This window comes from Mycobacterium barrassiae (assembly GCF_025822765.1).
In the GTDB taxonomy this organism is placed as follows: domain Bacteria; phylum Actinomycetota; class Actinomycetes; order Mycobacteriales; family Mycobacteriaceae; genus Mycobacterium; species Mycobacterium barrassiae.
In genome coordinates, this window is record NZ_JACKUK010000016.1 from 637,689 (window position 1) to 657,016 (window position 19,328).

Annotated in this window: 22 protein-coding genes; 5 read left to right on the forward strand and 17 right to left on the reverse strand. The window is 62.9% G+C overall.

The features are described from left to right. Positions 1 to 2: 2 nt before the first annotated feature. Entirely contained in the window at positions 3 to 392 is a 390-nt protein-coding gene (locus H7J93_RS08950; protein ID WP_267305971.1) for a hypothetical protein, read from the forward strand. Here the strand turns inward: H7J93_RS08950 and H7J93_RS08955 are convergent. From H7J93_RS08955 to H7J93_RS09005, 11 genes are all read right to left on the reverse strand, one after another. Then, the gene (locus tag H7J93_RS08955) at positions 348 to 1,301 is read right to left on the reverse strand and encodes a DUF4349 domain-containing protein (RefSeq protein ID WP_267305903.1); all 954 of its coding nucleotides are present in this window, start codon (positions 1,299 to 1,301) and stop codon (positions 348 to 350) included. The genes H7J93_RS08950 and H7J93_RS08955 overlap by 45 nt on opposite strands. A gap of 61 nt (positions 1,302 to 1,362) precedes the next feature. Next, positions 1,363 to 1,998: a LysR family transcriptional regulator substrate-binding protein gene (locus H7J93_RS08960; protein ID WP_267305904.1), complete on the reverse strand. Its 636-nt coding sequence runs from the start codon at positions 1,996 to 1,998 to the stop codon at positions 1,363 to 1,365. 187 nt (positions 1,999 to 2,185) lie between these two features. Next, entirely contained in the window at positions 2,186 to 2,803 is a 618-nt protein-coding gene (locus H7J93_RS08965; protein ID WP_267305905.1) for an HD domain-containing protein, read from the reverse strand. A gap of 40 nt (positions 2,804 to 2,843) precedes the next feature. Next, entirely contained in the window at positions 2,844 to 3,797 is a 954-nt protein-coding gene (locus tag H7J93_RS08970) for an NADP-dependent oxidoreductase (RefSeq protein WP_267305906.1), read from the reverse strand. 5 nt (positions 3,798 to 3,802) lie between these two features. Next, positions 3,803 to 4,213 (reverse strand): cupin domain-containing protein, encoded by a 411-nt coding sequence (locus H7J93_RS08975; RefSeq protein WP_267305907.1) that lies wholly within the window; start codon positions 4,211 to 4,213, stop codon positions 3,803 to 3,805. 61 nt (positions 4,214 to 4,274) lie between these two features. Continuing rightward, a complete protein-coding gene (gene pdxR, locus H7J93_RS08980) occupies positions 4,275 to 5,663 on the reverse strand; it encodes a MocR-like pyridoxine biosynthesis transcription factor PdxR (protein ID WP_267305908.1) in 1,389 nt (462 codons plus the stop codon). After that, complete coding sequence (locus H7J93_RS08985; RefSeq protein ID WP_267305909.1) at positions 5,660 to 5,965, reverse strand: hypothetical protein; 306 nt, start codon at positions 5,963 to 5,965, stop codon at positions 5,660 to 5,662. The genes pdxR and H7J93_RS08985 overlap by 4 nt, the downstream gene beginning before the upstream one ends. A gap of 39 nt (positions 5,966 to 6,004) precedes the next feature. After that, on the reverse strand, positions 6,005 to 6,370 hold the full coding sequence (locus H7J93_RS08990) for an Rv1352/Rv1906c domain-containing protein (RefSeq protein ID WP_267305910.1): 366 nt from the start codon (positions 6,368 to 6,370) through the stop codon (positions 6,005 to 6,007). A 9-nt stretch (positions 6,371 to 6,379) separates the two neighbouring features. Further along, positions 6,380 to 7,048: a hypothetical protein gene (locus H7J93_RS08995; RefSeq protein ID WP_267305911.1), complete on the reverse strand. Its 669-nt coding sequence runs from the start codon at positions 7,046 to 7,048 to the stop codon at positions 6,380 to 6,382. Between the two features lie 123 nt (positions 7,049 to 7,171). Next, positions 7,172 to 7,603: a nuclear transport factor 2 family protein gene (locus H7J93_RS09000; RefSeq protein ID WP_267305912.1), complete on the reverse strand. Its 432-nt coding sequence runs from the start codon at positions 7,601 to 7,603 to the stop codon at positions 7,172 to 7,174. A 66-nt stretch (positions 7,604 to 7,669) separates the two neighbouring features. Next, positions 7,670 to 8,443: an enoyl-CoA hydratase gene (locus tag H7J93_RS09005; RefSeq protein WP_267305913.1), complete on the reverse strand. Its 774-nt coding sequence runs from the start codon at positions 8,441 to 8,443 to the stop codon at positions 7,670 to 7,672. Between the two features lie 221 nt (positions 8,444 to 8,664). Between H7J93_RS09005 and H7J93_RS09010 the strand changes: the two genes are divergently transcribed. From H7J93_RS09010 to H7J93_RS09025, 4 genes are all read left to right on the forward strand, one after another. Continuing rightward, a complete protein-coding gene (locus H7J93_RS09010; protein ID WP_267305914.1) occupies positions 8,665 to 10,314 on the forward strand; it encodes a recombinase family protein in 1,650 nt (549 codons plus the stop codon). 174 nt (positions 10,315 to 10,488) lie between these two features. Then, positions 10,489 to 11,058, forward strand: a complete 570-nt coding sequence (locus H7J93_RS09015; protein ID WP_267305915.1) for a hypothetical protein — start codon at positions 10,489 to 10,491, stop codon at positions 11,056 to 11,058. Between the two features lie 53 nt (positions 11,059 to 11,111). Then, positions 11,112 to 12,074 carry a restriction endonuclease gene (locus H7J93_RS09020; RefSeq protein ID WP_267305972.1) on the forward strand — a complete coding sequence of 321 codons (963 nt, stop codon included), beginning with the start codon at positions 11,112 to 11,114 and terminating at the stop codon, positions 12,072 to 12,074. 130 nt (positions 12,075 to 12,204) lie between these two features. After that, complete coding sequence (locus H7J93_RS09025) at positions 12,205 to 13,803, forward strand: helix-turn-helix domain-containing protein (RefSeq protein WP_267305916.1); 1,599 nt, start codon at positions 12,205 to 12,207, stop codon at positions 13,801 to 13,803. Between the two features lie 63 nt (positions 13,804 to 13,866). Here the strand turns inward: H7J93_RS09025 and H7J93_RS09030 are convergent, their stop codons facing one another. The 6 genes from H7J93_RS09030 to H7J93_RS09055 form a co-directional block, all read right to left on the reverse strand. Continuing rightward, positions 13,867 to 14,415 carry a recombinase family protein gene (locus H7J93_RS09030; protein ID WP_267305917.1) on the reverse strand — a complete coding sequence of 183 codons (549 nt, stop codon included), beginning with the start codon at positions 14,413 to 14,415 and terminating at the stop codon, positions 13,867 to 13,869. Between the two features lie 211 nt (positions 14,416 to 14,626). Next, positions 14,627 to 15,001 carry a hypothetical protein gene (locus tag H7J93_RS09035; protein WP_267305918.1) on the reverse strand — a complete coding sequence of 125 codons (375 nt, stop codon included), beginning with the start codon at positions 14,999 to 15,001 and terminating at the stop codon, positions 14,627 to 14,629. A 672-nt stretch (positions 15,002 to 15,673) separates the two neighbouring features. Then, positions 15,674 to 16,033, reverse strand: coding sequence for a hypothetical protein (locus tag H7J93_RS09040; RefSeq protein ID WP_267305919.1), 360 nt, complete (start codon positions 16,031 to 16,033; stop codon positions 15,674 to 15,676). A gap of 423 nt (positions 16,034 to 16,456) precedes the next feature. Further along, a complete protein-coding gene (locus tag H7J93_RS09045) occupies positions 16,457 to 17,827 on the reverse strand; it encodes a hypothetical protein (RefSeq protein WP_276021469.1) in 1,371 nt (456 codons plus the stop codon). Next, entirely contained in the window at positions 17,824 to 18,147 is a 324-nt protein-coding gene (locus H7J93_RS09050) for a hypothetical protein (protein WP_308204910.1), read from the reverse strand. Before H7J93_RS09050 ends, H7J93_RS09045 begins: the two co-directional genes overlap by 4 nt. A 183-nt stretch (positions 18,148 to 18,330) precedes the next feature. Continuing rightward, positions 18,331 to 19,044 (reverse strand): YcnI family copper-binding membrane protein, encoded by a 714-nt coding sequence (locus H7J93_RS09055; RefSeq protein WP_267305921.1) that lies wholly within the window; start codon positions 19,042 to 19,044, stop codon positions 18,331 to 18,333. Positions 19,045 to 19,328: the final 284 nt, after the last annotated feature.

Below are 19,328 nucleotides of genomic sequence, written 5' to 3' on the forward strand. Positions count from 1 at the left end.
CGATGACGGCCAGCACCGCCGTGGCCGGATCCACAGCGACAGTGGCCAGCTCCGCGGTTGCCGGATCGGCGGCAACGGTCGCGAGCACCGCAGTTGCAGGCTCGGCGGCGACCGTGGCCAGCGCCGGCGTTGTCAGTTCCGCGGCGACCGTCGCCAGCACCGCCGTGGCCGGATCGATCGCCACTGCGGGCAGCGCCGCCGTCGCCGGAAGCATCGTCACCGCGATGTCGCTCGCGGTCGCCGGAAGCATCGCATGTGTGGCGTGCGCGTTCTGCAAGAAGTGTGTCGCCTGCCTCGGCTGTGTCGGTTGCACCAATTGCGTCGGCTGCGTTGGCTGTTACAACTGCTCAGGCGTGCGATTCGCCGTCGGCCTGCGCGACGTCCACGTCTGATTTCGCGGCGTCTTGCTCAGCCGGCGTGGCCGCCGGGACGGTCGCGGGCCGGCGAGCCCCCGCCACTCGGACGATGCCGTAGATGACGCCGACAACGATGGCAAGCAGGACCAGCCATGGCAGCAGCAGGCCGAAGAGCAGCACCAGGTTTCCGGCGACGAAAACCATTGTGTCCCAGCCTCGTTCGACCTGGCCCATAAAGCCCTGATACTCCTTGGGCGCGGGCCCGCCGATTGTCTGCGCCGCGAAGGTCACATTGATGGTGCTGTATTCGATCTGATCGCCGAGCGCTTCTCGTTGGGCACGCAGGCTGTCCAGATCCGCTTGGCGTTGGGAGAGCGCGTCCTCGGCGGAGATGAGCGCCTCGGGGTCCCTGGCGTCGCGCATGATGGCCAGCAGACGATCGACCGATGTCTGCAGGGCCCTGATGCGGGCGTCGAGGTCGACCCGCTGCGCCGTGACATCCTCGGACCTGGTTTCGGCGCTCTGCACCGTGCCGAGACCTTTGAGTTCCCGCACCACACCGTCGAGCTTGGCCGCGGGAACTCGCAGCACGATCGAGGTGCGGGCGAATCCGCGGTCTGACCCCGCGTCCTCGCTACGGCTGTCGACCCGACCGCCGGCCTGTTCCACCAGGACGGCCGCCTTGTCGGCGGCCTCGGAGGTATTGGCAACCGTGATGGTCATCGACGCGGTCTTGATGACGTCGCGCGTCACGTCATCGACTGGCGCAGGCCCCTGCTCTGGTGGGGCTAAAGGTGCGGCGACGCCGCCTTCAGTGAAATTGGAGGCGGGCGCCTTATCGCGATGGGACTGCGTGCCGCACGCCGTCACAAAGCCCAACATCGCGATGACCGAAATCGCCAACGTCGCCCACTTGCGGATCAAACTGCAGGAAGTCCGGCTCATGGCAGCCACCATGCCATTCGCTGTGAGCTTCGACCATTTTCGCTGGTTGGATAGCCGTCGGTCAGGTCTCCTCGACATCCATCCGTTCAGATATCTGGTCGAGAAAGGCTCGGGCAGGCGCGGATGCGCTTGCCGACACGGCAACGCCCAAGTGTCTGACGGTACGAGGAACCAAGCGCCGGACTGCAACACCCGGCAGCTCCGGCAGACCTGCTCCAGGCAGGATGCTCACTGCGAGCCCCGCCGCCACGATCTCGAGGGTCGCCGCGATCTCGCGCGCTTCAAATGCCAAGTCGAACCGGACACCGGCCTTTCGAGCCACCGGCATGAACACATCTGCCGCGCCCCCGGTCCCCCGCGCAAAGGGCTCCTTCGCCAAATCGACGTAACCGACAACATCTTTCGCGGCCAGCCAACTGTCAGCGGGCACCACGGCAACCATCTCCTGATCGCCGAGCGCTGCAACGTCAAGGCCCTTGGCGGGCAGGCTCACCACACCGGCTTCGACAGCCCCCTGGTCGAGCCAGTCCCGTATCTCCTGCTCGCTTCCCTCCAACAACCGAATAGTGACGGCCGGATGCCGATGAGAGAACGTCCGCAGTTCCGGAGCGATCAACGTCGCCGTGGCCGTCGGTATGCTCGCCAAACTCAGCCTCCCGGTCACGTCGCCGGTAAGGGCTGCGGTCTCGGTCCGCATTAACGCCATCTGCCGCACCGCTTCCCGCGCATGGGCCACGGCGACGGAACCGGCTTCGGTCAGGACGGCGCCATCGCGACGGCGGACAAACAGCAGTGCCCGCCAACGCCGAACACAAGTTGACCAACACCGGCGATGACGACCTGATCTTCCTCGTCATCTACGACCCACCGCACGTTGCGACCGACTAAGCGTCGAGCGGGTTCGCCCCGATCCGTCCGGCTCCGTTGTTGGCGATCGATGCCGCAGCGGCGCTGTCCGGCTTGCGTCGAGCCTGCTCTTCGAAGTGCGCGATGAACTCACGACCGAATCCCTGTCGTGGATGGCGCGCGAGTATCACCGCACGCAGTTCCTCCGGGAACTCCTCGGGGCGACGCCCGGCGACGTCCCAGCTGGTGGCGACCTGCAACAGGTGGGATTCCGGGTCGTCGGCCGCAGACACGTCAGGACGCATGTGCAGCACGATGATCTCCTCGGCCCGTGCTGCCCGCTCGGCGGGCCATCCGGCCGCGACGCCGAACACCCAGGCCAGGCTGCCGCCGGACTCTTCGAACGCGACGCGGTGAGTGTCGAACGCTTCAGTCAGACCGAGGTCGTGCAGCATCGCGGACACGTAGAGCAGTTCATCGTCGAAGGTGATGCCGTGAGCCGCCGCGTACTTTGCCGCCCACAGGTACGAGCGGAAGCAGTGGTGGAGCAGGGCGGGCGAGTAGAAGCGGGTGGCTACCGACAGAGCGGCTGTGGCTGCAGGCGTCTGCGGAAACGTGAGCTCGACCCCCGCGCGATCGGTAACAGGTGATCCCATGTCAGACACAACGTCCACGGCTCCTACTTTCATTGCCCTGTCAGGAAACAGCCTCGTCGGCAAGGCGTTCCGGTACGTCGTCGACAACTCGGATCACGGTCTTGCCCCGACCTCGACGCGCCGGATCGAATGCCGCAGCGGCCTCATCGAGGGGCCGTATCGCTCCGACGAGTGGACGCAACCGTCCGCCTCTGAGCCGTAGCTCCAACTCGGCGAGTTCCGCACGGTCAGGTTCGACGACAAAGAACACCGACCGGATGTTGTCGGGCGGATTCGGAGGCGGTTCCGCGATGCTTACCAGCACACCGCCAGCGCGGACCACAGCCGCTGAGCGACAGAGGACTTGACCTCCGATCACATCGAAAACCATGTCAACCTCCCCCACCCCTTCAAGTCGATCCCGATCCAGGTCGACGAAGGTTTCGACACCCAGCCCGTGCACGATCTCCCGACTGGCAGCGCGGCCCGTACCGATCACCCGCGCACCCGCCGCTAAGGCCAGTTGCACGGCTATCGAGCCGACACCGCCAGCCGCACCATGAATCATCACGGTTTGTCCTGCGCGAAGTTGACCGTGGGTGAACAGCCCCTGCCAGGCCGTCAGACCTGAAATCGGAAGCGCCGCAGCGGTGGTGTGGTCGATCCCTGCAGACAGTGGCGCAAGGTTGCGCGCCTCCACCGCGACGAATTCGGCCAGTGTGCCATTGCGAGCCCAATCGGTGACCCCGAAGACTCGTTGACCGACCGTCAATCCGGTCGTCCCGTAACCGAGCTCAGCGACGATCCCCGAGACTTCGTGGCCGGGAATAGTCGGCGCTCGATCGCGACCGGCTCGGTCGATCCAGGTCCCCGGCCAGTCGAGTTCGCCCGGCGTGAACCCCGCCGCATGTACTTCGACGATGACGTCGTTCTCGGCGACGTGCGGATATGGCATCTCCCCCAACGCAAGTCCACCGACTCCGGCGGCGCGGTCACGCGCAACGATCGCTCGCATGGTGGTCAACCTCCGTACTGACGGGCGCTTGGATGGCGCAACGAATCTCGGGCCACGATCTCGTCGGGTTCGAGCATGGTGATCATGTCGACTCCGGGAGCACAGATGCAGACGGCCAGGAAGCGACTCCACCCGTCGGTGTCAAGGTTGCTCACCTGATAGTGCACGACTTCGCCGCCAGGCTCCCAAAATGCCTCGCCCGCAACGATTTCACGCGGAGCATCCCCTTCCAGCTCGAAGAGGATCCTGCCCTTCAGCACATAACCGAAAACCGGGCCGGAATGGCGGTGTGGTCCCACACCCTTGTCCGCTGGGGGCAACTCGACGAGCTGCGTCATCGCGTGTGCCCCTGCGGGAATCGGCGGTGGCGTCGCCGACAGCAGATCGGTGACCCTGACATTCCCGGTGACCAACATGCCTCCAACGCTAATGTCGGAAGATCCGCCAACATGGGCCACTTGAAGACTGCAGGCAGGGTCAGGTTGAGGGCAGCGCTGCGATCAGGGCTTCCAAGGCCGCCGACCACGCGCTGGGTGCAGGCGAGGCATAGCCGATCACCAAACCGTCGCGATCGCGCGCGCCCTCAGGATGGCGATACAGGTCGAGTCCCTCCACGCCGAGGCGCCGCCACTCGCGTCGTCGGGCCAGCGCACTGCTGTCGCCGCCGCGAAACTCGAGCATCATGTGCAGTCCTGCGGGCATTCCCTTCACCACCGTCGACGGCGATGAGCGGGCGATGGTGGTGACGAGCTGTTCACGCCGGCGCCGGTACTCGGAGCGCATGGTGCGAATGTGCCTGTCGTACGAGCCCGACGCGATGAATTCGGCCATCGCCAGCTGGTCGACGAACCCCGAGGTCTCCTCGGTGTCACCCTTCTGCCTCGCGACCGCGTCGACGAGTCGATCCGGTACCACCAGCCAACCGAGCCGAAGCCCCGGCGCCAGCGACTTGCTCGCCGTCCCCATGTAGATCACATGGTCGGGGTCGTTGCCGTGTAACGCCCCGACCGGGCTGCGGTCGTAGCGAAACTCGCCGTCGTAATCGTCTTCGATGATCACACCACCGGTTCGGCGTGCCCAATCGATGACGGCTGCGCGGCGGTCGGAGTGCAGTGACACTCCCAGCGGGAATTGATGCGACGGCGTGAGCATCACGCCACCTACCTCTGGCCTGTCCGCCAGCGCGTCGACGGCGGCGCCGTTGGCGTCCACTCGCAGTGGCGGACAACGTAATCCCGCCCGGCGCAACGAGGCCCACTGAGAAGACAATCCGAACTCCTCGACCACCACCTCCACGACGCCGGTACTCGCCAGGGCGCCGGCGATGAGACCCACGCCCTCCGCGGCGCCACTGCAGACGACGATGTTGCGTGGCTGCGCCCGAACTCCCCGCGCCCGAGCCAGATACTCGGCAAGCGCGTGACGCAATTCCCTCCTGCCGTAGGTGTCGGTATAACCGAACGCCTCGAATGGTGCCGCGTCGAGTGCTCGTTTGACCGCGCGACTCCACTCCGTCCGAGGAAACGACGACAAATCGGGATGTCCGGGCCGGAGGTCGTGCTCAAGCCGGCGCGGTGCGCGTTCCTCCGGTGGTGCGGATGCGGACCGGACCGCCTGGCCGGCCCGTTGGGAGACAAGGGTTCCCGAACCCAGTTGCGAGGTCAGCCACCCCTCGGCGATGAGTTCCGCGTAGGCGCGTGCCACCGTGTTCCGAGCGACACCCAGATCCGCGGCCAACGCACGACTGGAGGGCAGGCGGGTGCCCGACACCAGTCGGCCCGAACGGATCGCGTCGCGGATCGCGTCCATCACGCCGTCGCGGACCCTGCCGCCCGGGCGATCCAGATGCAGATCCAGTCCGCTCATCCGCCTGCGTCGGAGTCCTCACCCTTGTCTTCAGCGTCCTTGTCTTCAGCGTCCTTGTCTTCAGCGTCCTTGTCTTCAGCGTCCTTGCCGGAGTCGTCACCCTTGTCATCGTCGTCCTTGCTGGCCTTTGCCGCGTCGCTGATCCCATCCGCGTGCTTCGTCAGCAGCCGAGCCAATTGCCGGGCCTCTTCAGGCGCCAACGAGTCCTCGAACATCCGCTCGTTGTCCTCGGACATCCGCTCGAGGTACACCTCGTTTTCCTTCGTGGCGACGTTCCACTGCCCACCCTCGTGTTCCACCATTTGCGTTGGGTACCCCGGCTTCTGGGTTATCACCCATTTTCAGGTCACGCGGGTCCAGGGTTGGCAGTTCCGCGACTCGAAAGCCATCACCGTCGTGTTGATGTTCGCGAACATCGGCCCCATGGAGATGTTCGTCGCCACCACATTGTCCTTGTTGGCATCAGGCGTGCTGTAGGTGAACCAGACGCACATCGAGTCCTGGGTCGGCACATCGTTGATCCAAACCCCGAAGGTCGACGCCGTGCCAGCCGTTTGATAGAGACCTGGCGCGATGTCGGGCCCTACGAGAAAGAACCCGTTGCCCGGGATCGGGTCCAGCGGGGCAGCACCGGCCGACGCCACAGGCGCGACAGCGGAAACCGCGGCAATGAGCGCAGCGGCAGCGCAACACGAGATCGAGCGCATACGCACCTCCTAAATGCCTGACTTGGACGGCCCTCGAAAACGTCGGAAGCGAGCCTCCAGGCTCAGCGGTAAGCCCTGTTTGGCCGGTGAGGGCGACATCGTTACAGCCGGAAGAGCGCGATTCTGCGCACGGACGACCACCGGCATGGTGAGCATCTTGGTGAGCACACTGATCTCGCGCTTGGCCTGCTCACGGGCGATGAACAGCAAGTCGAGCGGGTACCACAGGCCGACCCACGCGACGACGAGGAACACGCCGCTGCCGATCAGGTCGTTGGCGAATTCACCCATCCCCGGTCGCGTGAATGCAAACGATAAGGCGATGCCGAGGACGAACAGCAGCGAGCCACTGAGCAGCGACCGCAGGCCTTGGCGCCAGATGAGGTCGTGTTCGCGGTGGGCCCGGCGCAGTCGCAGCTCGCAGTAGCGGCGGACGGCCGCGATCACCTTGGCGGTCTCGTCATCCGAGCACACGCTGGCGATGTCCAGAATGACGCGCTGGTGGGGGCCGACCTCTCGCTGGGCCAGTAAGCGTTCCACCAGTTCGTCCATACCGCTGTCGATGCGACGCGCTCCGGCCATCAGGCCGCTGGGGTCGGCGTAGAACAGCTCGTCGGCGTTGGCGACCTCGATCACCACATCGGCCGGGGGCGTACGCCATCTGCGTCGTAGGTTCACCACACCTCCCCGGCCTGGGGCGCACCGTTCCGCAACGGCACCAGCGAATAGTACGTACCGAGGTGGCCCCCACGAGCGGGATCGGCACAGCTTATTTTCTGACCGATACCGCGGCGGCCGTCGTCAGTCGACTGTGAGGTGATGGCTGATGTCGCCCATGAGGTCAGCATGGATCAACCGTTCCTCGAATCGCCATTGCCCGTCGACTTTGGTCAACCTGTCGTGCCAGCGACCCGCCAGCACGGGTTGAAGCGGGAAATCCGGGAGCGCCTGCAACGCGACGAAGTACGAGCGTGCGTCGGCGTCGCGTCCTCCTGCGGCGATATCGATGATGACGTTGGTGATGAAGTGTTTGGTCATCGGAATGCCGTCGTACAGCCGCATCCTGTCGGTGAGCAACGAACGTATCGCTGCGCCGGTGAAAGTCGCATCGCTACCAGACACACGAACACGAGCTTCCGCGAAAAGACCCACGGCAGAATCGAAGTCACCGGTGTCGAACGCCTCGGAATAGCGATATACCAGATTCTTGATCGCCTGAACGTCATCGATCATGTTGGACAACCTCCGCTCAGGCATCGGACGCACGAAACACTTCTGGCCCAACAGAACCGGGCCGCATCACCAGTCAGGCCGGCGCTTCTCGATGAAGGCCGAGACACCCTCGAGTGCGCTCGGATCCATCATGTTGCAGGCCATCGTCGAGCCCGCATCGCCATAGGCCGACTCGATGCCGACTTCAATCTGGCGGTAGAAGAGCGCCTTCCCCATCGCGACCGCGACACGGGGTTTCGCAACGATCTGCGCCACCAGCGCCTCGATTTCGTCGTCCAGGCGCTCGGGTGCCGTCACCCGGTTGACCAACCCCAGCACCCGGGCCTCCTCTGCGGAGACGAACTCGCCCGTGACGAGCATCTCGAAGGCGGCCTTACGCGGGACGTTGCGTGATAGCGCCACTCCCGGGGTCGCACAGAAGAGTCCGACGTTGATACCGCTGACTGCGAACCGCGCATCGTCGCTGGCAACCGCGAGATCACACATCGCGACGAGCTGACATCCTGCCGCGGTCGCGATGCCCTGCACGCGCGCGATCACCGGGACCGGAAGGCGCTGGATGGACAGCATCACGTCGGTGCACTGGGCGAACAGCTGTTGGTAGTACTCCAGCGACGGCTCGGCCCGCATCTCCTTGAGGTCGTGGCCGGCGCAGAAGGCCTTGCCTGCCGCCGCAATTACGACGGCGCGAACCGACTCATCGTCGGCGAGCGCGTCAAACGTCGTGCCCAGCGCTGCGAGCATCGCCTCCGACAGCGCGTTGAAGGCGCCGGGACGGTTCAGAGTCAGCGTGACGACGCCGCGGTCGTCACGGCAGTCCAGCAGCAGTGGCTCATCCATGGGGTCGACCTCACTCGGCTACGCGGGGTGTGCGGCCAAGCATGCACGATCCACCCCTGAATCGGTGGCGAACGAAAACACCCCCGGCCCAACAGGGCCGAGGGTGCTTCGTAATGACGAACTAGTGGTGGTGGTGATGACCGTGGCCGTGGCCATGGCCGTCATCCTCCGACTCGGCCGGCTTGTCGACCACCGCGGTCTCGGTAGTCTAGATTTAAGCCATGCCTGACCACGCTAAACGAGCCCTTATCGTCACCCGACTCTCCCGAGTCACCGACGCTACTACCTCCCCCGAGCGTCAGCTTGCGATCTGCCGAGAGCTGGTCGCTCAGCGTGGCTTCGACGAGGTCGGCGTTGCCGAAGACCTGGACGTGTCCGGTGCGATCGATCCGTTCGACCGCAAGCGGAGACCCCAACTGTCGGGCTGGCTCCGGGAGCGGAGCGACGAGTTCGACGTTCTGATCGCCTACCGCGTTGACCGGTTCACTCGGTCGCTGCGACATCTCCAGGAGCTTGTCTACTGGTGTGAGGACAACCGCAAGACCCTAGTATCGGCGACCGAACAGCACTTCGATACCACCACCAAGTTCGCCGGTGTCGTCATCGCGCTTATGGGAACGGTCGCACAGATGGAGCTGGAGGCGATCTCCGAGCGCAACGCTTCGACCGCCCGCCACAACATCAAGGCAGGCAGGTACCGGGGATCACAACCGCCGTGGGGATACCGTCCCGAAAAGATTGATGGGGCTTGGCGTTTGGTCCAGGATGCCGGACAGGTCCAGGTGATTCACGAGGTTGCGGGTCGCGTAGTCGATGGAGAACCGCTACAACGGATTGCCCACGACTTGACCCGCCGAGGCGTTCCCACCCCGAAGGATCACACCCTGAAACTGCAAGGCAAGCCGACGAAGGGGACGGCGTGGAGTGTGACTCCGCTCAAGCGATCACTACTCAGTGAGGCCATGCTCGGACGAGTAACCGACGCCAACGGCAAGTCGATCCGTGGTGATGACGGCTCCCCGATCGTCCGTGCGGAGCCGATCCTGACCCGCGAAGTATTCGAGCGGCTACGGGTGGAACTTGACAGCAGGTCCAAGCGCGGTGAGCCGACCGAGCGCTCGTCGTCGCTGCTGCTGCGCGTGCTCCACTGCGGGATCTGTGGGAAGCCCGCCTATAAGTTCAACGGCGGCAGCCATAGCCAGTTCCCCCGGTACAGATGCAAGTCGATGACTCAAGCCGTCAAGTGTGGAAACAAGACGATCCGCGCAGACCAAATCGATTCGCTAGTAGAGCGTTCGATCGCTACGTTGCTCGGTGAGTCCGAAAGGCTTGAGCGGGTATGGGATTCAGGCTCGGACCACTCAGCAGAATTAGAAGAGATCAACGCCGAACTGGTGGAAGTGACGGGCTTCATCGGCACCCCCACGTTCCGCACCGGGACACCTCAGTACGACGCTCTGATGGCCCGCATCGAGACGCTTGCGGCCCGCCAAGAGAAGCTATCCACCGATGAGATTAAGCCTGCTGGATGGAACTGGCAGCCGACGGGCGAGAAGTTCGGCGACTGGTGGGGACGCCAGGACGTGACCGCGAAGAACGTCTGGCTCCGGACGATGAACGTGAGAGCCGAGTTCGGCCGTGGGGGAATCAATTTGGACCTCGGAGACTTGAGCACACTCACGCAGCAGTTGAACGCCAGTGGACCTGTGGCTCAATGGCAGGAGGTCTTCAGAACTATGGGAGAAAACGGCGTAGCGGGTATCGAGCTGAGTGACGACGGTGTGGTGCTGGTCAGCCCTGACGGGCAGAGGTCACAAGCTTTCGACCTCGCGTCGGATGTCCCGATCACCGAATTGCTTAGCCGCGAGTAGTGCGAGCCGCCAGCGCACAAGGTCGAGTGCTACTAGTACGGCGGGTGCGTCCGCCGGGGTCCGGCCCCGCCTCAGATTCCTTCGCCTTCGTCGTCGTTCATCGGTTATTGAACGCGGCTTGGACCGATTCGGTTCGGGTGTTCTTCGTTGATCCGGTTTGGAACACTCTTGCAGATGTTGGAAGAATTCGCGGCTTGGGCAACCATCGCCGCACTGCCACTCACCGCGGTCGGAGCCCTCATAGGCGTCGCTAGCATTGGTCGGCAGCGGGGACTGCGACAGCAACTCCGCGAAGTTTTGGACGAGGTGTTCAAGGCGTGCGACGAATACCAGCAAGGCAATCATGTCTTCCTGAACGAGCGGTTTCTCCGCTCGTCTGCTGAAAGGCTGCGGCTCCTGTCCGAACGTGACGGCCTGAGGTCACCGAGTACCTTCCACATGGCCCAGCTCCGAGACATATTGCTTGACATCGCTGGTCGGTTCGATGTGCCTGCGTCGTTACCGACTCACGGCCTCTCGCCACAACAAAGGGAGGAACTGCTCGAAGCCAATGAGCAACGGTTGACGGCTGGTGTCGATGAAGCCAGACGCCGATCCGCAACCTATTTACGCGCTGTCAATAAGATGGACGCTTGGCGATACCTGACATACCTGCGATTCAAGCGATTCGGCATCACGAGCCGAACATTCGCGAACGCGGCATCGGACGACTTCAGCCATCCGTGGACCGGTCCTCTCAGGTGAAAATTTCGGCAAAGGCCGGGGCGGAGTCGCTTGCCCGACTCCCGCGCTCTGCGATGCTCCTAGTCGTGACTACAACGGTGCCCCCGTACACGGACATGCTCTGGCCCACGCTCCAAGCCGCGAAGGGTCTCGGCGGCTCAGCGTCCATTGCTGAGTTGGACGCCGCCGTGATCGAGGCCGAACAATTCTCAAGCGAGCAACAAGACGTTCTGCACGGAGATGGACCTCAGACCGAGATCCAGTACCGGCTTGCTTGGGCGAGGACCTACCTCAAGGGAATGGGCCTCCTAACGAACAGCAAGCGCGGTGTTTGGACCGTCACCGAGGCCGGCCAGACGGCCACCCAGCCAGAGATTGGCCCCCTTCACTCTCAGTTCGTCGCCGCGTACTCGAAAAAGAAGAAGGGCAAGAGGAAGAGCGGTAAGTCGAACGTCTCGAGTGAGCTTGACCAGGTAGAAGCGGAGGCCGAGGCCGATTGGAAGGACGAGCTTCTGGAGTCCCTGCTGAAGATGTCGCCGACCGCTTTCGAGCGGTTGGCGCAGCGGCTGCTGCGAGAGTCTGGCTTTTCGAGCGCGATGGTGACGGGACGCACTGGCGATGGTGGCATCGATGGCCAGGGTGTCTACCAGATCTCGCTGCTGAGCTTCCCGGTGTTTTTTCAGTGCAAGAGGTATTCCGGGAGCGTCGGCGCAGGGGCGGTGCGGGACTTCCGTGGAGCTATGGCTGGACGTGGCGAGAAGGGGCTGCTTATTACAACGGGCACCTTCACGAACGACGCGCGGACGGAATCGAAGCGGGATGGAGCACCGCCGATTGATCTCATCGACGGCGATCGGCTTTGCGAGCTTTTGAAGGAATACTCGATCGGGGTCAGCACGACGGAGCGGGTGGTCGAGGACGTAAAGGTTGAGGCCGATTACTTCCTTTCGCTGGAACCCAAGCAAATTTCTCCGGCTGATCGACTACTTGGCGCAAGCGGTAATACTGCTGAGCTGGGCATTGGTAGCACTTCGTAAAGTGCAAGTGGCGGCCTGATGCCGCTGGCCGCAATCCGAATGACACACGAGAGCAGATGAGCATCACCTGTGGGAGGGCCTGGCAATGAGGCCTGAGGCGGTAGCCGCCGTTCGTATAGCTGACGTGCTAGTGCTTGCGCTGGCGGTGGTGAAGCCCGGCGGCGGTGCCAGGCTGCTGAACGAAGACAATTCGGCTGACCCGGGGGGATGGGTGTCCATCGAGGACGCCGCGGAGTCGGGACGCGCTTTCTTCGTCGACCTCAAGGACACGCTTACGGCCTTCGACCTCGATACGCCCGAGTTGGTTGCGTCCGGCGAACTCCTCGCAAGCTGGGCAAGCGCACAAGGCCTTCCGGTGCTCGTCGCGTCGTCTGGTCGCCTTGGGCACCGACATCTGTATGTGAGGTGTGACGACCGCGCTTTGGTCGAGGCAGAAGCCTTATCCCTGGGCATTCCGAAATCAGCACTTCGTCGGTCGATCCGGCCGCCGCTGGCCCCTCATCGCAAAGGGCTAATGACGGCGCTGATCTCCCCAGTGAGGGTCGATGATGCGTTGGAGGTCCTCGGCCCCTCGGAGTACGTCGAGCCGCGCCGGAAGAACCTGCCGCCCTGGTTGATGACACTGATAAGCGAGGGCGATTCCGACAACCGCTATGCGGGCCGTTCTCCCATGGCACTGGCTGTTGCTTCGGGTCTCCGCGCATGTGGGTACGACTACGCAACCTACCGAGTCGTGATGGCCAACAACCCATGCGGTGCGAAATACCATGCGCTCTTAGCTGGCGAAGGGACCGAGAACCCGGAAAGCTTCTTAGCTCGGACATGGGAGAAAGCGGCCAGCCAGTTGTCGCCGGCAGAAATCCTCAAGAGGATCTCGGAAATCCGGGTGGCCGTCGAAGCGGCCGATTGGCCGGGCCGGACAGGCACTACGGACCGTGCTGTCATGCTCGCACTTTGCGAACTTGGAACTGCATCAGGAACCACTGCACTCACTTTCGGATCCCGCAAGATCGCGGAGGTGGCGCAGCTCGAGGACCGCACGGTGCGCGGCGCGCTCAGCCGCCTAGTAGACGCGAGATGGCTGGAACGATCGCACGCTGTTCAGGCAGGGGACGCCGACACCTACCGGTTCGGCTCCAAGTTGGACAGGATGACCGCACTAATACCGTCCCCCCCTATAGGGGATAAGTGCGGCAACTATGACCAGTCCGAGAGGGACCGGGTGTTGCTTCACCCTGTCTTCAGGAATGGGTCCGGACTGGGCAAGAACACAGGCCGGACGTGGCTGGTACTGGGTGGGCTCGGCCGTCCGGTCACGACGAAGGAGCTCGCAGAAGTCCGAAGGGCTGACAGGCGGACGGTGGACCGTCACTTGAAGGTTTTGGAGAAGCATGGTCTCGCCGCGAAGTCGGGCACTCAATGGACAGCGTCCGGTGACGGTTGGAGGCTCGATGAACTGGCCGTCGCCCTTGGAGCCGCCAAACGATCTGAGATGCAGTCCGAACGCTATCGGCGAAACCGCGACGGCTACTTCATGGCTCGCCGATTGAAGGACGCTCGTCTGGCCAGCACTGCAGGGGCATCGGCCGTGGCCGGTTCGCCATCCGGCCAATCATCTGATTACGACGAGGCCGATGGGATCGAGCGCTTGACGGAAGAAAAGTTCCGACGCTGGTATGAAGAGCAATTGTTGCTGGATCATTTGGGGCTACCCAACGAGTTGATTTAGGCGCCCACTCGAAAAGATTCGGCATCAGTAGGACAGTGCGTCGCACGGATTACCTGACGGGGGTCACGCCGCGTAGTTGTAAACGGTTTGCCGGCTTACACCAAACTCCTTCGCGAGCGCGGTCACGGCTTCCCCCGCTGCTATACGGGCACGGAGCTCTTTGGCCTGTTCATCGGAGAGCGAAGCTTTACGGCCCTTGTACTTCCCGGCAGCCTTCGCGAGAGCAATTCCCTCGCGCTGGCGTTCGAGGATCATCGACCGTTCGAACTCTGCGACAGCTCCCAGCATGGAGAGCAGCAGCGTGTTCATTGGCGAGTCATCACCAGCGAAGGTCAAGTTTTCTTTCAAGAATTGGACTTTGACGCCCTGGCCGGTGAGCTCCCGAACAATGCGGCGCAGGTCTTCAACGTTGCGTGCGAGTCGATCCATCGAGTGGACGACCAGGGTGTCACCCTCACGGATGTACCCCAGGCAAGCGGCCAATTGAGGTCGCTGCGTGTCCTTGCCGCTTGCTCTGTCGCTGAACACCTTGTCCAGCTCGACCCCATCGAGCTGGCGATCAGTGTTCTGGTCGACTGTGCTTACTCGCTGGTATCCCACGCGATGGCCCATGTGTTCCGCTCCTAGCTCCGCAATGTTAATCTGGACTCTAGACATTGATAGACAGTCTGTCAATCAAAGCGAAACGGGCCCTAGTTTGACATCTGAGAACCCGTTGGGCGCTGTCCACCACGGGTGTACCCCAGATGGACATTCGATCGTCAGCGTGGACGTTGGAGGACTGTCTGGGCCTTCTGAGGGAGGCTGTGTTGCTGCAGGACAGCTATGACCCTGCGGTAGCTTCGTACTTGTTTACTTGGGCTTTGAGGAGGTTTATGACCTCCTCGGCATTGGCGTTCATCAGCCCGCCACCGCCGGTGTTCACGAGGACAGGCCCTATGACTGCGAAGAACTGAAGGAGGTCTGGGCCGCCATCAGAGGTGATCTTGATGCCGATTGAGCCGTTGCCGACCTTGGGTGCAGACATGGGCGCGTAAGTGAGTTTCGCTCCGCCGTAGGTTTCGGTAGTGCACGATGCGAGCGCATCAGTGAGGGACTTAAACGATGCCCCAGCTTGATCGGCGTCTGCATACTGGCGCAATCCAACACTCAGGAACTCGGCGGACAGGCCACCGCCCTTGGTGAACTCCCGCTTCACCCTGATCTTCTCTTGGAAGGGCGGCACGTAGTCGCAAAACGTCTTCGGGGCGCCTGGGTCCGAGGGTGGGTCTTGGCTATACCCGGCCGGAAGGTCCTGCAGGCCCAGAAGTGCCTCGGTGAGCGCTTCCTCGGAGAGGAGTCGTTGGGTGGGGGTAGCGGTTGAGGGCGTGCCTGTCGGAGCGGTCGTGGTTCCACTCGAGTCTGATCCGCCGCCAGCGCCGCAGCCTGCGACGGACAACAGCAGCACGAGAGCTACCAGAATCCGTTGCACCAGTCCCCCTGTGAGTTCACTTGCCGCGACTTCCCTGTACCCGGATCCTTCCAGTTGGCATCGCCGCCGGCATGGACGTGGGCGAGGACACCGATCGGGACAGGCACCGGTGGTAGGAGTGCTACGTGGCCCCCAGGGGGTTACCCTCCCCGGGCACTCCCTGACCGGTCGGTTATGCGGCCGAGCCATCCTGTACGGGTTTTCAAGTTTTACCGTAACTTACCGTAACAGCTACTTCCGGCGGGTCCCAGTCGTGCTCTAACGGGGACACGCATACGTCGCCGTGACTGTCGGTCTGCGCGAACTAGCCTTCCTGACGTCCGCGGGGATGTTCGATCTTCGAGAGGCACGGCCAACCTCCAGCGCTCAGGCGTCGTCTGCGTCGCGGGACCAATGGAGTCAATGGTGGTGATCCAGGAGGACAAGGGTGTGCACCAGGTCGCCGTCGAGGAAGTAGGCGCGGCAGGTGAAGAGCGTCTGCATCGTGCTCCCGTAGTCGTTCTTTGAAAGCACAACGCCGGCCACATTCCAGACTTCTATGCGCGATTGATCGATCCCCTTAAGTGGAGGCTCTAGCAACGAGAACAGATCCCGGCTGTTGGTATCCAACACATCGCTTCTGGCGTCGATCTGCGAAATCTGCGCAGTTGCCGGCGAGGCGAGGCGATTAATGACATCAACCTCGCAACGCTGCTGCGCGGCATCGTCCTCCGATAGCGAAGACGTCCCCGAATCTTTGACTGCAAGAACGGCTATCACCGCAGCGATCGCTATTGCGGCCGAAATGCCAGCGACTATCCACCACAGACGCGCTCGGCGGCGAGGGCACGGCTCTTGACGGTGATGGTTCATTGAGTCGAGTCGCGCCGCCTGCTTCGGTAAATTCTTACATCGGCGGCGGCGGGGGTGGGGGCGGCATCACTGGCATAGGCGGACCGCCCGGACAGCAGGCTGCCGCAGCAGCCATGGCTTCACAGCAGGCACACATTGCCATGTCCATCGAAACTCCTCCAGTCAACCGTTTGGATCGAACTCGATTCCATCTACGTACCTCGATAGTAGTTAAAGATGAGAGCCCGACGTGCGTTATGACGGCATTGACAGACCGTGCTGCCGCTAGACGGGATGCATCTTGTGAACGAGGCAGTGCCGTCGGGTCTCGATAGATCTCGGGGGTTGAGGTCAGGCGCCGAATAGCAGGTACAGACCGGCAAACGTATAGCCGACCATCGTCAGCATCATTGCCAGCTGGCCGGTCAGTTGGTGGCCTACGGGCAGCGCCCGCAATGCTTTATCGTGCGCGGCGACTACTGCCAGCATGTGTCCGATGACCACGGAGGCAACCTTGATGGCCCACAGCAGTGTCGGATTTAGAGAAAGGAAGTACTGCACGTCGCCGGAGTCCAGTCCGAGTAGGTGCCAGCCCCTTCCAAGCGGGTCAGCCAGCCGCACGATTGTCTCCTGGCCCCGCTCGACGAGGTAGGAAAGATAGTGCGCGAAAATGTAGCCCACGACTATCGGAATGAGACTGTGAGCGAGTAGGCCCGGCAACTGACGGCGTTGCTCCCGACTTACACCGGCGGCCGCGCGTGCCGCAGCCGAGAACGTCACACCGACCGCAAGCACGAAAAGCAATAGCCCGAAGGTCCGCAGTACCGTGCCTCCCGCGACATCACCGACCAACGGAATGGCTGCGGCGTTGCGATTAACGAAGTTGCTGAAGGTTGCGGACTGGGAGAAGCTGTCGAACGCGGTGGATCCGAGGAGCACAGCCATCACCGCGACGGTGCCTGATCGCACCGGCATGGTGGGTAGATGATCGAGCGGGTTCCCAAGGACGATGCGCCCTGTTGCGCGGTTTCTCCTGAACGGTGCCAGCCGCGAGACGGTCACGCTGTACACCTCGAACGGGTCGGCCCGCGCGAACCAAGTCGTTCCAAAGAATGCTGCGCCAACCAGCATTGCAACGAGGTAGAGGAGAATCCAGATCTTGATCGCCGTCAGCGAGCCTGGATCAGAACTTGCTAGTTCCAGCCACACGAACGCAAACAACCCCACCACGCCGGGCCAGTAGCCCCAGCCCGCTCGGTACTGCATGCGGCCCTTTGAGGGGGTCGCGCCCTGCCGCCCAGCGTGGACGAGTCGCCACATAGTGCGTACCGGCGAGATCACTCGCCATACTGGGCCGATGATCACCGAGACGGCGACCAGACCTACCCAAAGCAGCACATAAAACGCGCCCGGGAGGGCGTTGTCGCTGCCCTGGGGTCCCCAAATCGCGGCCACGGCTACCCATATGGAGAAGATTGCGGCGGCAGCTGCGAAGAACCATCGAACAATCGAGGAGTCGACGACAGCAGTCACCCACGTCGGTAACTCCCGACCGGGCTTCGCCGGGTCGAACCGCGGCGTCCTCCACGCCACTGCAACCACAGCGAAGGTCGCGGCCAATGCCCACGCGGCCCCAATCACCGCATAGGACAAGGGCACTGGGAGGTCAGTCGATCCCCCTACACCATGCGCGAGGACTGTTTCAGTGGCTTCGCTGATCAAGGCCGGACTTCGATGGTGACGACTGTGACATGCAGGTCATGTAGCTCCACGGCGACGCGACCGGGAATGTCGACGGTGAACTCGAAGCGCTGACTTGGGGCGGCCGCCACCTCGAAGACGTGTTCGGGTACTGAGTGCACGTGCAAGCTGTCCACGGCGTCGCTGGTCACCTGCAGCACGATCGGCTGCCCGGCTACAGCCTGAGCCTCCGCGTTGGTAGGTGTTGCCACACCCTTGTCGACCGTGACATCGATAACCGTCCCGGCGTCAGCACTGGTCGAAGGCGAGGCGGCCGACGTCTGCGCGGAGGGCGATTGCACAGCATCGGATGAGTTTGGGGGCGCGGGTGCAGAGCCACACGCAGCCACCAGGACAGCTGCTCCTATTGCGCTCGTTACTAGGCAAACGCAGCTTTTACGCATGAATTGGTCCGTCCAGTGATGGTTTGAGTACACGATTCGTTAAGTTGGGCACCGCGAGTCCACGGAGGGACCGGGCGGCTGCTACTCCGTAACCGCGGAACGCTCGGGCGAAGGCTCAGCGCTTGGCGAGGCAGGATGCGCGGATCGGCGTGCCCGATCTATCGAGAAAATGCCTAGTGCGACGGCGATTACGGCAAAACCCAAAGCGGTCCAAGCGATCACCGAAGTCATGCCACCCCCGGCACTTGATCCTGCGTCCGAACTCGCCCCGAGATTTACCGAGGGCACCGGGAACTCTGGGTCGCTCCCCTCGGGTGCCGGTTCGGTCCAGGCGTCGGTGGTCCCATCGACGAAGGTCTGATATGTGGGCAGGGCTAAGGACTCGACATCTGGTAGCGGTCCCGCTTCCAGGACGAAATCGTCGAATTCCCCTCGCTGGATTCCCGGACCCGTTGCCGTCCACGTCACGGAGCTGACCACCTCGTCGACGGGTGTGCCGTCGTCTCTGTACATCGGCGGATTGGGTTTCTTCTTCTTGATATCGAGTCGCCATCCCGGAACTGGCTGAGCCAGCACGGTGCGGATCTGAACGTCGTCGGGAATCCGCACTTCTACCTTGGTGGTGGCGGGCTTATTTCGTTCACCGGGAACCCGCAACGTGATCAGGCCAGTCTCCCCTGGCCCGCCCCCGTCGAGGATGGCGTCCACATGAGCGGTCGCTGACGGGCTTGCAAGCAGAGCGGCCACTCCACTTAGCACGAAAATCCCGACGATGCGTCCGAGAATCCTCAACACCGACGACCTCCATCTGTTGTTTGCAGTCCTTCGACGTGGCATCGAAAGGCATGTCGGGAGTCTCAATTTCGCCCCGGGGAGACGGATGATCGCTCGCTACGGTTCACGGCACCTCTCCACATGCGATCAGCTACCGATAACCTGTCGGCATCCGCACCTTTCTCAGCGAAGGCACAGTCTACGGGGTAAGTCCGTAGATGCGTGCAGCAAGGGTCGGCGGGTCGCGCATCTCCGAACTAAACACCGCTGACCTGCGACGCTCCGACCGAGCCGTATTTGACTAT